Source organism: Terribacillus saccharophilus, from assembly GCF_000725365.1.
In the GTDB taxonomy this organism is placed as follows: Bacteria; Bacillota; Bacilli; order Bacillales; family Amphibacillaceae; genus Terribacillus; species Terribacillus saccharophilus.
The window spans coordinates 41189-55895 of the sequence record NZ_CP008877.1 but is presented as its reverse complement, the minus strand read 5'-3'; the positions used below and the strand labels follow the sequence as shown (position 1 = coordinate 55895).

The following is a 14707-nucleotide window of genomic DNA, read 5'->3' as shown; positions in this document are numbered from 1 at the left end:
TACTTAGCTCAACAAAACGAACGACAAATAAAAAAAGACATCCAGCCATCTAAGTAGTGCGACCAACACTCTTAGACGGTTCTCCCTAACTACACTAGGGAAAACACTGACCAGATAGTCTTTTGAAAATCTCTTTTGTTTATGTGTATATATTACATGAACATCTGCAGAAAGTCAAAAGATTCTCGCGTCAAAATGTCCTTTTTGTGTTATCTTTTTTCGACACTTTAAAGACGGTGTTTTCCTTGAATTTACAGGGATTCATCGTCTTTTTTGTTGTCAGAAAAAGGAGCGCTGCACATGACAAATTTAGTCATGCAAAAACACCCCCAAAAATTTACCATTGCAGGAATTAAATTCTTCAAGAATCACTTGGATAAATTACGCTATGATTCTATGGTGACTGACTACCCGATCACTACATCTGAAATCTCTGTTTTTATGATTCTTCACCTATACACCGATGAAATGGGTCAGATCCGTTCCTTAACAAAAGATACATCGATCAGTGAACGGAAGCTGCTATGCATTTCCAACCTTGCTACGGATCATAACCTTAACTATGAAACTGTTAAAAAAGCATTTGATAGCTTAATAGCGCGAAATTATGTAGCTGAAGTATATTCTGATAAAGGCATGCATTATGAAATTGTCGATTATGGGAAGTACAATCAACAAATCGTCAACTCCGTTAACAAAGAAACAGCAAGCTATTTCCGTATTCCATTAGCTTTATTCCAGGAGAGGATCTTTGGTTCTCTTATCAAGCACCGTTATCATAAAGGCCCTATTCTTTTGCTCGAGCTTTCTCAGTATTTTACGGTTCAATTAGGGACTAACCGTCGAAATGTGGAAGATTTTGAACTCGTAAAAGGCGAAAGAACGATGTCCTACTTAAAAAAGGCACTGAATACAACTGCTAAAAGGGTACGAGACTTCCTAGATACCATACATAATGTGTTTTCATTTAAACCTGTAGCAGAGACTATTAAAAACCCATCCCTACATAGAACACAACGTAAGCGCTCATTTGTTCAAATCTGCATAGAGAAGTTCTCTTTTAGCCTAAATGGTGCTTGCTTTAAGCGAAATGAAGAGCAAAACGAACAGCGATCCTTCGCAAGAGTTCGTAAAGAAATGGCTGCACGTATAAAACATGCTCGAATCCCGGTGAAGTGGCGCGAAATGAAAGATATCGAGAAGTCATTAAGCCGAATGGTGAGGGTTTCTACGCACCTTCAAGTTGTTAATAAAGCTAAATCCATGCTCGATTACACTGTTTCTAAAGTTGCAGATACATTGGAACACTTACATACAAATGGTGACATTAAGTCAATTAAGCGCATAGGGGCATTTGTAAACAAATGTTTCTCTAATGCATTCTCTGACTATAAAGAATCATTCTCTGAAGAAGAGAAAATGAAAATTGAAATTGAGTATCATAAGGTATATGGCGAATATCCGACATTCCTTAAGGTTTAATTGCACTTTAAAAAAGAATACTTAGTTTTACTTGCCTTTTCAAAAGATTAATTGGAAAGGCTATTTGTCATTTTTCCATTTTTCTCCTCCTTAAAAAAACTCTCACTTATTTCGAATTTAACTACTAGACTTACAAGAAAACCGTTTTTTACTTGTACAATTCCATCATTCTCGACAAATTAAACAGTATTTTAAAACATCTATAGTCTAGTAACAGTATTTTAAAGTATGTGGATTATTGGAAACAGTATTTTAGAATATGTAAATAAAGAATATAGTATTTATACATATGTGAACTTGTGAATTCTGTATATCAATAAAATTAAAAAGCGCTGGATCCCTTGTTAGATAAGAGTTTCAGCGCTTTATTTTATGTCCTTATATATATTTGTCTTTTTATATATTCTTGTACTCTTTATTAGTATTTGTACTTTTACTTATAATTGTTCTTTACATGAAATAATAGTCTCCCCTTAATTCATTTTTTTATTTAATAATCTTAAAGCTTCTACAATTCTTTTCTCTTCTTGTTCATCCATATTCATAGATTCCAGCAGGCCAATCCAGGCATCGATTCGTTTACCGTCTCCTGGATCCCCATTGAAGGAATTACTTTTCCCCCTTAGATAGTCCATAGAGACATCAAAAAAATCAGCAATCTTAACGAAGTTCTCATAAGAAGGACTAGCTTTACCTGATGTGTACTTTGTAATAAGGCCGGGAGAAACTTTAATAGCTCTCGCTAATTCAACATTAGTAAGTCCCTTATATTTAATTAATAGTGCCAAACGTTCACTGAATAAGATTCTCGGTTCTAATTTATCTTCCATTTTTTCTCACCACCTCCAGGCTACTTTATCGAAGCAAAATAGGCTTGTGAACCACTTTTTAGTAAATTTTAACCATAAAAATAGGCTAATTGGATGTTTGGTGTTGAATTAAATTCAATCTTATGGTAATTTTGTACCGACAAGGGGGAATTTTCTACTATTTACCAAAGGAGAGAGTTCATATGTCAAAACAACAACTCAAGGATAAACAGGAGATCATTCACTTGCTGAATTTGATTCATTGCACTTCAAAAAGAAAGGAGACAGAAAGCGCACAAGTTATAACAGTTTATGAGGTGCTTCACAACCAAGAAAAAGTCAGCTGCCTATAATTGCATTTATTCTATTTTTTTTTTTTTCATCTCAAACGACATAAGATGTCATAAAAAGAGAAGACATCAAATTATGTCGTCACTGAGCTTGGTGTCATTAAAACAGTATTGTGATGTAGATTTAAAGCAACTGAGTTCGTTGCGAACCCAGTAACTAAGCTTCCTAGCATTTTCTGTTTTCGCTGCGACCAACTAAATAATCAAGCGATACTTCAAAGTAGTCAGCTAAAGCAACTAGTGTTGAAAGAGATACATCAGTTTTGTCTGCTTCATATCTTTGGATATGTCTGGTGGTCACGGATAGATACTGCGCTAAATGTGATTGGTAAATACCTCGTTCTGTCCTTAATTCTTTTAATCTAGTTCCTAGGGTTTTCATATTTTACCAACCTTCTAAAAATAAGTTAAATTGTTAAAAACTTCCTTGACACGCTATTATAGGTCGGGTAAACTATACTTATAGCACACGCTCTTATATGTCGTGTAAGAGGAAAGAGGTGGTGATTTGCTGTTAAAGATATTCCGGCAAAAAAAGCTTCTAACACAATATGAAGTTGCTGAGACACTAAGGATCTCAGTGAGGCAATATCAAAGAATAGAATCAGGAAGAAGCTTTCCAAGTGAGTTTGGTCTAGGAAAGCTAGAAGATTTATTCAAAGTACCTCATAGAGTTCTTTTTGCGAAATCTGTTGATGAAATACCAGATTTCCTAAGTGATTTTTTACCTTGATTTTATCACAATAGCACCGTTTAAAGAAAATATCTTGGGGAGGTGAGTGGAGTGCCGAAAGGTAGAGTCCCTAAGATGAATCGATTTCAATTCTTAGGATTTGGTAATAGGGTTACAATTCGTACTTTCAACAAAGAGACTTACATACTGAACAATGGATTAGATGTAAGAAATACCCGTACGAATCGAAGATGTAAGATAGATGACATCTTCTACGATATCCGGACTGTTAGAACAGTCGATGGACATGTCATTGCTAAACGCAAGAATAAGATAAGCGAATTGTATGAAGTAAGTTAACAATTATGTAATCTAAACGTTATGATGTTTGCGTTCTATTACGCAAAAATGATCCTTGAGAACTTGATATTGCGTGGTTCCCGATGAAAAGTCACTATTCGGGGTAACTATACGACTTGGAAAGGAGTATTCATTTTATACTCCTGCTAGATTGTGGACTCAGAGCTCAAAATCCACTTGTGACTTAACGTTGACCTTGATTAATAGCCTTGATTCAATTTAAGAGTCTAAAATATTAATCATGAGTCATTAGGGCGTTGGGACAAGCCAAAACCCAACAACAATGAAAACCAGAAATGCTGATTCGAGCCCTGCGTTTTCGACCATGTTTTTTAACATTGGAATATCTCGCAAGTGATTGCGATTTTAATAGGGGGGAGGCTGCTTCATCAGGTAGTCTTCCCATAATAGATTGTAAACATGATAACGTTTATCCTAAAATATCCTTTAATTTGTTTTATCTGGTTCGATAATAATAGTAAAGGGGTGTTGGAATGAAAAAGAAAAAGCTGATAGTCGGTGTTGCAACAGCAGTCATTTTAGCCGGAGGAACTGGCACAGGCGTTTACGCTTATAACCAAAATGTTGCTGAAAAAGAACGACTGGAACAAGTACAAGTACAAAACACTGAGAGCGCACAAGATGCTGTAGATGCTTTGTACAATAAAGACCGTACAAGATTGGCTGACGACATCGAAGTGAAGATCAAGAAAGCTGAAGATGCTGTTGCTAAGCTGAACGGAGATAAGAAACAAAGCTTATCGAAGGAAGTAACAACAGCGAAAGACATAGCTGACGTACAAAAAGATGTGTTAAGCACATTGAAAGATGGCGTTTTAGTAGACAACGTAACAAACGAACAACTCGATACAGTAGCTGGTAATCTTAACGAAATCAAAAACAAGAATCAAGCAATCTTTACATACCTAGTTGATTACTTAGCTGACGCGAGTACACAGCTAAACGCAATTCAAACTGCTTCAGAAAAGGTTGCAGAAGCTGAGAAGTCTCCAAGCAGAAAGTCATACGATGATGCTATTGCCTTAGTCGAGGACATTAAAACCGAATCGAAGAAGGAAGAACTGAAAAAAAAGCTTTCTGAAGTAGAGAAAACAGTAATTGCTGCTGAAGAAGATGCGAAACGTAAAGAAGAAGAGAAAAAGCTTGCTGCTGCTGAACAGGAAAAAGCCCAACAGGAAGCTGCACAAGAAACGGCAGCCGTTACTTCTTCCTCCAATGGTTCTTCATCAAACAACACAACACAGTCAAACTCCGGTAGCGCAACGTCAAGTTCAAACCAAGCAAGCTCCGGTAGTTCTTCATCAGGTTCAAGCAGTTCAAGTAAGTCATACTCAAGTGGTTCATCTAGTTCAGGATCTAGTTCAAGTTCCAATAAGTCGTATAGCAGTGGCTCTTCATCGAGCTCCGGCAAATCAAGTTCTGGTAGTTCTAAATCTACTAATTCACAAAGCTCATCTAGTTCTAGCAAGTCCTCTGGTGGTTCTAGCAATTCATCGGGTTCTAAGTCTAGTGGTGGTACTTCTACTTCAAACGGTAAGAAAACTGGTGGCGGTGAAATTAAAAACTATGGTGGCAATGGTGAGAGTGATTACACTTACGATAAGCACACCTATAACGAGTCTGATTTAAGCGGTGTTCCTTGGGATGACCTTGGCTCGACTCCTAATTAAATAATATAATATTAAAAGCTAGTCTACTGATGGGGATAATATAATTCTCAACAGTAGACTTTTTTATTTAGAAAGAATAATTATGAGGTGGGGTTTATTTGAAAGGCAGTAAAAAACTGAATAAGCAAATATCCTATGTACTTGTTTTTCTTTTGTTGCTAACTGTAGTTCAGTCATTTCCTATCTTCAATTACACTTATTCGGACAATGCAGAAGCTGAATCTGAAATAGGTACTTTTGGGGTAAATGATGAGGGTAACTTAGAGTATGCTGGAGAGACGCTATACATGACCGTTAATGGTAAGTATGAAGTAGCTGATTTTCAGAAACTACTTGAGCATGGAGATGAAGGGCAGTCACTTGTATCTAAATCTGAGGCTAAACCTAGTGAATCTTCTCTTATATCATCTATTATAGATGCGATAACTCCTAACAAGGTTAAAGCAGCACCTAAAATAGAGTACGTGAGGCAAATTGTTATGAGTGATAAGTATGCAACACATAAGGTCGGCGAGTTCGAGGTTGATGGAAAAACAGCCTTTTGTTTTCAGCATGGAGAACAAACACCAGGCGATGGGGCAAAGTATCACGACCCTGACCCTTATAATAACGAAAGAGCTCAACGTGCGTTGTATTATGGATATAAGGGTGCAGAAAGTATCTTTAGTAGCAGCGAAAAAGATTTAGGTATCGTAGTAACTTCTCTAATCATGGATAGGATCTATTCTGGAGGTAGCTCAGGTCAGTCTTTACCTAAATATGATAAGCTCTGGGATAAAGTTGTTAATGGGGATGTACCGGATAACCGAGTTAGATTCTCAGATACTAACCTAAGTGTTAGTGTTAAAGGCGATAAACAGGTATCACAATCAACGACCTTCATAACCGACAAGAACAATAGCATCAAAGTTAAAGTTCCTAGCAAGGTTACAATTGTTAATGAAACCACAGGTAAGAAGGTTACTAATGGCACAATGACAATTAAGGGTGGAGAAAAAGTACACTTAGAAGCAGGTTTAGACGTTGGAGTTAACTTTAAAACTGGTGATCTACAGGGTGCGAATACAGATAGATATCAGCCTTTAATAACTAAGCCTAATGGGGGTAACACTCAGGTACTAGGATTCTTAGATGTCTACACAGATCCTGCTAATAAAACTTCTTTACAAGCCAAATTCGAAGTTCGCGAAAAGAACATTGATGTAACCTGGAAAGACAAAGATTCCAAGAAAGTCTTCAAGCATGTGAATGAAGACAAAACGATTGGTTCGAAGTACAAATACACGCCACCAGCCACTTTTAAGGATGGTGATAATACGTATGAACGGATGACAGACAAGCCTTTTGAGGGAACTGTATCCAAAGACCTCACACATGTCTTCAACTACAAGTTGAGACGAACGGTCACCGTGAATTATTACGATAATCGAACGGGTGAGAAGGTAAAGGATACGAAGAAGTACACCAAGTTACGTGGTGATAAGTATTCTGAAAGTCATCCGACCATCAAACAAGATGGCTACACGATGCGTTATGTGAAGAAAACGGGTGATGCAGAGTCCGGCACTATCGACACGAAGAACATCACCGTCAATTACTACTACGACAAGCCACTTGCGAAGGTGCAGCTAGACAAAGTACAGGTCTACACGGCTATGGCCAGTGAAGGAATGCCTGTCAGGGTGTATCTAAGCAAGGACTTGAATTATAAGTCCAGTGTGGCTGATATGAGTAAGAAGAAAATTGCCGTTGGATTGTATTTAAACAATGATCTTATCGAGAAGAAATCCTATACAGCCAACAGCTTACCGAAGCAATTTGATTTCAAAGTGCCGTCCAGTAAGCTAAAGGTCAACACCAAAGATCGTTATGCAGTGAAGTTCCTGGACTATGACGAAGCTGATTTTGATATCAAAGACGGCTACTCAAGGCTTGCTTTAGATGGCTGGTCTGCCAATGAAGGGACAATCAAACTCGATGTAGAAGAAGATGCTGACCATACTGGCTCTAAATCTTACGTTGTCATGACAGAAATCACACCGACAACCAATATGAAGAAGTACGTGGAACGCTTTACCTACAGTGCAACACCGTTAGCAGATAGTAAGTCAGGATATGGCGTGGAAACAGACTTCAAGATTGAATACACAAATGACTTAGGCAAGGATTGGGAGTTTGCAACGGACATCAACGACAGTGCAGCTCATTATTATGCACCGGAAGGCTTGCTTGACCCTAGCCTGGAATACGAAATTACCGACGGAATATTCGAAGCACCTTTGGTGAAAAGCACGGATAATCGTTCCACTGCTTCCAAAAAGGAATGGACAGACAGCTTTGTTTTTCCTCATATGAACGTCGAAAGACAGACAGGTGACTTATTCACAGATGAAGAAGTCGAAGCTGGTGATTCGGATATCGAACATGACCTGAAAGAGGGTGGAGATAAGTTTTACTCTCCAATCTGGGCAGAGATTACCGACTACGACGTGCAGTACAAGACCAATAAGATGGGCGCAAACAAGATGACCGTCGAGCTTTCCGACAACTGGAATATCTACGCGCAAATGATTGCGACGATGGATTCTAAGACCATTGATAAAGATGCTATTCTCTTTATTCCGGTCAACAAGGAAGACCCGTTCCCGGATGGTGATTTACCATATGGATTTACAGAAGAAGATGTGGAATGGATCAAGAATCAATAAAAATTAAAAACAAAAATATGAATGCAGAGAAAGAGCCCTTGAAGGCTCTTTTTTTGTTGGGAGGAAAAAGAAATGATTGAACTAGTTAACCAGTATTTTATCCCTTTTATCGTAATTGTCCTGGCATTGTTTGCTTTGACGATTGTTATTCGTGTGAAGAGTGCCAAAACCAAAAAGGATAAGGTCATTTATAACTCATACAGTGTCATCCTTGGCGTGTTTCTGGTGATGTTGGTTGCTTATAAATTTGTATAAACCATTGGAGGAAAAGTGAATGCAGCATATTCCAAAATGGATAACGCTCCTGATTATCGGCTTCATGTTCATCGGTGTGGCTGCCACATATACGTACCAGAGTTACCGTTATCATGATGTATCGAAGCTGATCAAAGAGGCAGCACAAGTGGCTCTGACGGAAAGCACGGATTACAGCGCCAGATCAGATGCAGAAGTGGCAGGAATCACGGAGTCAGTCTTTGAACAACGTTTTAAAGACCAATTCGAAGAATTAAGTGACAGCTTTGACGTGAAGAGTTATTCCTTTAATTACAAAAAGGATGGGGACTATTACAAGTCCATCCATATCAAAATCATTGATGACCAGGATTCGCCCCATGAAGTGACATGGGTAACGGACTTAAGTAAGAATCAGTGAAACTATTGAAAGGTGCAGCCACATGACAGTACTGAAAAGAGGGGTTTTATGCAGGAGAAAGTAGTGCTAATTCAGCCGGAAACAATCGAATTAATCCAAACAAGGCTGAAACAGAACCATGCAGAGCTATACTTGGATTCCTTTGGAAACAGTGAAGCGAAGGAAGTGTTCCGGAAAATCATCAAAGACGAATTCGGAGACTTACTGAAGACAGAAGAACAAGTCGAATATGTACTTCGGGAATTAATCGGTCTAAGCTTCATCGAATACCTGGTAGAAGATAAGCGTATTACCGATATCGGATTCGATGGTGAAAAGCTGATTGTAGAAGGAAATGGAGTGGACAAGTACACCCTGGATGGTGTGACGGAAGATGATATCAATAAGCTCATCGCCAAGTTCTCCAATACAACGGGTAAGGAACTGACGGCGAAAGACCCTATCTTGAACACCAGTAAGACACATTTGCGACTGAATGCTGTTCACCCGGAAATCGCTGTGAATGGTACGACAATGGCTGTCCGGGTTTCTCGTCCAGGATTGGCACTGACAGAAGAAAACTTTGACGCTTTCGCACCAGATTATGTGCTGGACTTTTTGAAGGCTGCTGTAAAATCCCGTTCAAATATCCTGATTTGTGGGGAAACGGGGACAGGAAAAACGGAATTTCAAAAGCTGTTGATGAGCTTTATTCCCTTCAAAGAACGTATCGCCTTGATTGAGACAAACAAGGATCTATATGCGAAAGAGAACTTCCCGGATAAGGATATTTTCTATTGGGTTGCCAACGGTACGACAACAGTGGAAGACCTTATCGCGTATGCAGGCCTGCGAAGCCATCCCATCTGGATCATGGTCGGAGAGGTCTTGGGACGTGAAGTCTACCAGATGATACAAGGGATACTGACGGGACACAAATTCACCACAACGCTTCATGCAGTTGATGCCAGGGCTATCCCGAAACGACTCCTTGGTATGGCGAAGATGGGTTATAGTATCGACGAAAACATGTTCCTGGATGACATCTACAATTACGTAGATTTCGGTATCCATATCAAGAAGGTCGACGGTGTACGTTACCTAAGTGAGATAGTCGAATTCCAAAGCGACCATACGGCAACGACGGTATTCAAACAGCTTAAAACGAAAAATGGATTTGAGATACAGACGGGTGAACTTAGCGAGAAATTCTTTGAACGAGTTAAAGAAGTGGGCTTGGATTACCAAGGAATAAAGGGGTGATGGGATGTTAGGTCTTGGGAAACAAACCATCATGACGATTGACCAGATGAATGCCTATAAATCGGCATACGGCGACCCTCTTCTGAAGAAGGATATCTTCATTGCCTTGGTTGTTCCTTTTATGGTCGGTTTTGTCGGTGTCATGATTCTCTTTTATTACTGGTGGCTGGCTATCATCGGAGGCTTAGTAGGACTTGCTTACGGTTACATCGTTTTGATGAAACATAACGTCCAACGGGTGTATCACCAACGAGCCAGAATACAGCGAAATCGTTTCGTGAACAACATGACGCAGCTGTTAACCAATCCGAATGAAACAGTTGTTTCAGCACTGAAATGGTGTGCACAGGATATCGTGGCAGACGGAGAATTCAAGCGTGATTTGGATTATCTGATTGTGGAATTGATGGATGCAACGCCATCCAAGGTACAGGCTGCATTCGACCGGATGGCAACCAAGTACAAACGAGATTTTGTCTTCAGTTTATTTCTGGACAACCTGATTACAGCAAGTTTAGAGGGAAGAACAGATATCAAGAAATTGAAAGATTTGAAATCTTGGCATAATGACGTGATGGAACAGACAAGCATCTTCATGAACAACAAACAAGGTGCAGTCCGTCAATACAAGATCACCGTCGGATATACCGTTGGTATCATAGCGATTCTGACCTTCGCTTTTGGCTTTGATGGTTATCTTCTGTATTACGGGCACAATCCGATAGGATGGGCGAGCTCCATCATTCTCCTTACCCTATCGTTTGTGTATTTCCATTCCTTCCGGAAGAAGCTGGCAGATGATGAAGTGATGGAGGTGAAGATATGGAAGAGGTAGTCGAGATAAAATCCGAAAAGAAAGGCTTTTGGCATTTAGTAGCTGAGCCGGACTTATTCGAGATGGTAGAGAAGTCTGGGTATGGCGAATATGAGTTTCAAGTTTTTCAGAAGAAACGGTTCCGGAATGCCCTGATTGCATCTCTGGCAGCCGTTGTCCCAGCCATCTTCATTAGTCCTTGGCTGGCTTTCCTGGCAACTATCTTCTTTGTTTTACAGTGGAGAAGTGCTTATACGAAAGAGAAGAAGGAATACCAAGACCTTTTGTACGACAAGCAAATATCCTGGTTCAGCTTTCAGAGGCTGGTCGTGAGTTATTTAACAGGGGACGGTAAAAGCGACTCAATGTTTGTAGTGTTCAAGAAGATTCTTTCCCGGTTGGAAGAAGGGGAGTTCAGAAGGAATCTTCAGCGATTAATCATCGAGATAACAGAAGATCCCGAATCCGTTAGGCCTTTCCTGACCTTTGCGAACAATGCAGCTGGTGGAACGGATTCAGCATTGACCTTCATGACAGCTCTTTACAACTTTAAGAATCATACGCATGACAACTCCGTTATTGACGAGTTAAGTGAGAAAGCCAGAAACGAAATGATTCGAGGGATTCACGAGATTCGTCAGAAGAAGGAAAGGGACTTTTATTACTTCCCGACCAAACTGACGATGCTCAACATCATTCCAATGTTTGGCTTCATGATTGGCGTTGTCGTCTATGTCTTCACCAATAACATGAGTTTACTGTGAGAAGGGAGGAATTACGATGCACGTAGAAGACGCTTCCGGAGCGTTTACGCTTCAGATCATTTTTATGCTGGTCATCTTCTTTCTCCTGGGATTCTTCCTTTTTGGAATCCAGAATGTCCAGACGGTAGATTTCAAGAATTACGTGGATGGTCAGATAGAGAAAAACGGTGGTTTCACCGAAGAGGCAGCATCGAATATCGAAGCTTATTCGGATAAATATTATGAGGGCAGATACAATGTCACGGGTTTATCCAGCACGGGTCAGCAGCCATATGGCACACCTATTGATTATGAGATTCAAGGTACTGTGAAAGTCTACTTCATGGATTTACCGAATCAACTGACACTCAAGCAAGGAACCACAACGAGCTTAGTGAGGTGATAAGGTGAGCAGTGGTGTAAAAAACATGTTGTTTATATTCGGTGTAGCAATCATGGCTTCTGTGCTGGCTCTTTCCTTCAATTACATGGATGTAGTGAAGGATGTAGTCATTACCAGTTATAGAGCCATTACAAGATAATCAACTTCTGAGAGGTGAATGATGATGTCCAGAGGAAAAGTTGAACTTACAGGGAACTACTCTTGGAAGTATTCAGTTTTCACGACGGGCGAAAAATCTACTACAGGTTTTTATCTCCCGGTTGTTGAGGATGTGGATGGTGATAGACGTTTCATCAAACATTCGGCTTCCAGGTTTGGCGTAATTGCCACTTCCAGTATAGAAGAAGCTATCATGGCAGCCGAAGAGTACCTGGAACGAGTTGATGTGAAACGCATGTCCCGTTTGAGAAGCGAAGATGCAGAAGATGATGAGTTTTAAGGTTCATCATTTTCCTTCTATAGATATTTCATTTCAAGGAGGTGAGAGATTATGAGTTTCGAAGCTAACTCCGACCGTAGTATTAACGGGATTTACTCCCTAATCATTGGTGTGGCAATTGGTTCTTTGTTGTATGTAGCCTTGCCGGAAGTATTCCAATCCTTAATAGACGTGATGAACAATAAAATCGCTACTATCGGTAAGTAAGTATCTCTAATACCAACTTAAGGAGGTGAGAAGATGAGCTTTGAAGCTAACTCCGACCGTAGTATTAACGGGATTTATTCCTTAATCATTGGTGTGGCAATCGGTTCTTTGCTGTACATAGCCTTGCCAGAAGTATTCCAATCCCTAATCGACGTGATGAACAACAAAATCGATACTATTGGTAAGTAACATTTTTAAAAGATAGCAATACTGGCGAGGACATCTTATCGGTGTCCTTTTTAGTTTGAGGAGGGTGAGAATGGCGAAGAAGCTTTATGACATTCCTTCAATGGAGAATTTCATGAAGGGTATGGAGAATATCAAATTCCAACAACTTGCAGCAAGGGAATTGATACAAGCAGGTGACAAAGCCTTTGAAGGTGATACTAGCCATTATTCATCCGGAATTGTTACACCAAATGGTAAGCACAATCAAATCGATAAAGATGGTGAAATTAGCTTTACAGGGACAACGAACCTGATCTATCTCGATAGAGAAGACTATCCACCATTTAGTGCAGCCGAACTACTGTTGGATGCAAAAGACGATTTTGACATTGATTATGCCAAAGCGTCAGACTACTACAATCAACAAAAGGAACTGGCAATGAAGGAGAATGAAAACATCCTTTCATCCAGGGAATACAGGCCTGAACATCCGATAGCTGCCACCATCAAGCAGGAAATGAAAGAAGTCCAAGACATGATTGGTAGCCAGGATGAAAGTTTTGTCAGCAGATCTGAAGTAACGGCTTTATTGAATTTGCATTTCGATAAGGTATCCAAGCTTTTGGATGACTTCTCGGATAGAATTTCGCAAGCGCCTGCGAAAGAACTTCCTCAATTGGAGGAAAAACTGGAAGACAAAGTCATACGGATCTTCGCCGACCTGAAAGACGGACTGAAGCAATTATTCACCGATATGAAAGACCAAGCCCGTTCCAGTGTCGAGAATAAAGTGAATGACGTGAAAACAGGCATCAAGAACACTGTCCTTGGGGTGAAAATCGACATTCACAATGCGATTGCAACACCTATTCAAAACGTTAACAATAAGCTCAAGCATGTCACGGATAGCTTGGATGTGCGATACCGGATTATCGACAAAGAAAAGGCTCTTGGTAGAGCACCTGAATTAGTTGAAGAAAAAACTACTACCTTCTCGAAGCGTGAAGCTGAAGCATTAGTAAAGTCATATATGGATAATCACAAGGATCTTCGTAGCGAGATTGGTGGGGAGGAAAGCCTTTCCCTTCGAGACGATAAGTTGACCATGAAGTTCCGTCCACAACAAGGTTCAGGTCAGCACATAGCGACAGTCGACTTGAATTCAGGTGAGAGTCGATTGGAGTTCGAATATCAGGGAGAACATCGAAGCGAAAAGGATTATCTGGAAAGCTTCAACCTGCATGAGGTACGGGAAGTGAGTCAGGTGCAACAAGTGGAAGTTGCAAAAGTGCTCGGTGTACTGGAGAATTCAGAAACAACCGTAGCACAGGGAGCGCCTGAGAAAGCGCAGGTGCAATCGGAGATAGTGGAACCTGCGATGACAGAGAAGGAAGCCACCGACATTCTCAAGCCGTATATCGAAAAGCTGAAACCGGAACACGCTAACCTACATAACGATAAGGAAAGCGTAAAAGTGAAGGAAGATGTACTTACGATGAGGCTGTTCCCGAAAGAAAGCTCGACTAACTTCCATGAAGCCAAAGTGGACTTGAAGACAGGGGAAGGCAACCTGGCATATCACTTCCTGGATCAGAAGAACAGCGTAAGTGGTGTCAACGAGGTGGATTCCTTCAACCTGAAGGAACTTCGCCCGGCTTCACCAGCACAGGAAAAGGTACAGGAAACACCGGAGCTTAAGAAAACAGAATTCCTTTTAACTGATAGAAAAGTTACTCCGGAATCTCCTGAGAAGCCTGTACAGGTCAAAGAATTGAATGATTTGACTAAAGAAAATAACGGTCTTAAGACAATAGTCAATATGGTGAGGTCAAAACATCCTGACGTCTTTGAGACTATCAAAAACGAGCTTCAAGGCGTTCCACAGCCGAATCAGGCAAGAGAAGAACCGACAGTGGTTGCCAAAAAGCCGAAAGTAAAAGAAGAATCGTTGGATTTATAAAAA

Annotated in this window: 19 protein-coding genes; 17 read left to right on the top strand and 2 right to left on the bottom strand. The window is 40.1% G+C overall.

The window, feature by feature from the left end; translation table 11 throughout:
• Positions 1-300: 300 nt before the first annotated feature.
• A complete protein-coding gene (locus GZ22_RS17730; protein ID WP_041592324.1) occupies positions 301-1482 on the top strand; it encodes a hypothetical protein in 1182 nt (393 codons plus the stop codon).
• Between the two features lie 473 nt (positions 1483-1955).
• Here GZ22_RS17730 and GZ22_RS17725 read toward each other — a convergent pair whose 3' ends face one another.
• Complete coding sequence (locus tag GZ22_RS17725; protein WP_051748614.1) at positions 1956-2312, bottom strand: helix-turn-helix domain-containing protein; 357 nt, start codon at positions 2310-2312, stop codon at positions 1956-1958.
• A gap of 182 nt (positions 2313-2494) precedes the next feature.
• On the opposite strand from GZ22_RS17725, the gene GZ22_RS18710 reads away from it, so the two are divergent.
• The gene (locus tag GZ22_RS18710) at positions 2495-2644 is read left to right on the top strand and encodes a hypothetical protein (RefSeq protein WP_164072138.1); all 150 of its coding nucleotides are present in this window, start codon (positions 2495-2497) and stop codon (positions 2642-2644) included.
• Positions 2645-2807: 163 nt separating this feature from the next.
• Here GZ22_RS18710 and GZ22_RS18350 read toward each other — a convergent pair whose 3' ends face one another.
• Positions 2808-3023, bottom strand: coding sequence for a helix-turn-helix domain-containing protein (locus GZ22_RS18350; protein ID WP_041592323.1), 216 nt, complete (start codon positions 3021-3023; stop codon positions 2808-2810).
• 126 nt (positions 3024-3149) lie between these two features.
• On the opposite strand from GZ22_RS18350, the gene GZ22_RS17715 reads away from it, so the two are divergent.
• The 15 genes from GZ22_RS17715 to GZ22_RS17660 all read left to right on the top strand — a co-directional run bounded on the left by GZ22_RS17715 (position 3150) and on the right by GZ22_RS17660 (position 14704).
• A complete protein-coding gene (locus GZ22_RS17715; protein WP_041592322.1) occupies positions 3150-3374 on the top strand; it encodes a helix-turn-helix domain-containing protein in 225 nt (74 codons plus the stop codon).
• Between the two features lie 51 nt (positions 3375-3425).
• Positions 3426-3674 carry a hypothetical protein gene (locus tag GZ22_RS17710; RefSeq protein WP_041592321.1) on the top strand — a complete coding sequence of 83 codons (249 nt, stop codon included), beginning with the start codon at positions 3426-3428 and terminating at the stop codon, positions 3672-3674.
• Between the two features lie 494 nt (positions 3675-4168).
• Entirely contained in the window at positions 4169-5365 is a 1197-nt protein-coding gene (locus GZ22_RS18120; RefSeq protein ID WP_051748612.1) for a hypothetical protein, read from the top strand.
• Positions 5366-5463: 98 nt separating this feature from the next.
• Complete coding sequence (locus tag GZ22_RS17700) at positions 5464-8073, top strand: MucBP domain-containing protein (RefSeq protein WP_041592320.1); 2610 nt, start codon at positions 5464-5466, stop codon at positions 8071-8073.
• A 72-nt stretch (positions 8074-8145) separates the two neighbouring features.
• Positions 8146-8328, top strand: a complete 183-nt coding sequence (locus GZ22_RS17695; protein WP_041592319.1) for a hypothetical protein — start codon at positions 8146-8148, stop codon at positions 8326-8328.
• Positions 8329-8347: 19 nt separating this feature from the next.
• Positions 8348-8728, top strand: coding sequence for a hypothetical protein (locus GZ22_RS17690; protein ID WP_041592318.1), 381 nt, complete (start codon positions 8348-8350; stop codon positions 8726-8728).
• Between the two features lie 48 nt (positions 8729-8776).
• On the top strand, positions 8777-9970 hold the full coding sequence (locus GZ22_RS17685) for a CpaF/VirB11 family protein (RefSeq protein ID WP_041592317.1): 1194 nt from the start codon (positions 8777-8779) through the stop codon (positions 9968-9970).
• A 4-nt stretch (positions 9971-9974) separates the two neighbouring features.
• On the top strand, positions 9975-10805 hold the full coding sequence (locus GZ22_RS17680; RefSeq protein WP_041592316.1) for a hypothetical protein: 831 nt from the start codon (positions 9975-9977) through the stop codon (positions 10803-10805).
• Positions 10793-11548, top strand: a complete 756-nt coding sequence (locus tag GZ22_RS17675; protein ID WP_041592315.1) for a hypothetical protein — start codon at positions 10793-10795, stop codon at positions 11546-11548. Before GZ22_RS17680 ends, GZ22_RS17675 begins: the two co-directional genes overlap by 13 nt.
• A gap of 16 nt (positions 11549-11564) precedes the next feature.
• Positions 11565-11930 (top strand): hypothetical protein, encoded by a 366-nt coding sequence (locus GZ22_RS17670; protein ID WP_051748607.1) that lies wholly within the window; start codon positions 11565-11567, stop codon positions 11928-11930.
• A 4-nt stretch (positions 11931-11934) separates the two neighbouring features.
• Positions 11935-12069 (top strand): hypothetical protein, encoded by a 135-nt coding sequence (locus GZ22_RS19035; protein WP_281176692.1) that lies wholly within the window; start codon positions 11935-11937, stop codon positions 12067-12069.
• Positions 12070-12087: 18 nt separating this feature from the next.
• On the top strand, positions 12088-12369 hold the full coding sequence (locus GZ22_RS17665) for a hypothetical protein (protein ID WP_123921925.1): 282 nt from the start codon (positions 12088-12090) through the stop codon (positions 12367-12369).
• A 51-nt stretch (positions 12370-12420) separates the two neighbouring features.
• The gene (locus GZ22_RS18705; RefSeq protein WP_164072136.1) at positions 12421-12576 is read left to right on the top strand and encodes a hypothetical protein; all 156 of its coding nucleotides are present in this window, start codon (positions 12421-12423) and stop codon (positions 12574-12576) included.
• A 33-nt stretch (positions 12577-12609) separates the two neighbouring features.
• On the top strand, positions 12610-12765 hold the full coding sequence (locus tag GZ22_RS18700; protein WP_164072134.1) for a hypothetical protein: 156 nt from the start codon (positions 12610-12612) through the stop codon (positions 12763-12765).
• Between the two features lie 70 nt (positions 12766-12835).
• Positions 12836-14704: a hypothetical protein gene (locus tag GZ22_RS17660; protein WP_041592313.1), complete on the top strand. Its 1869-nt coding sequence runs from the start codon at positions 12836-12838 to the stop codon at positions 14702-14704.
• The last annotated feature ends 3 nt before the right edge of the window (positions 14705-14707 follow it).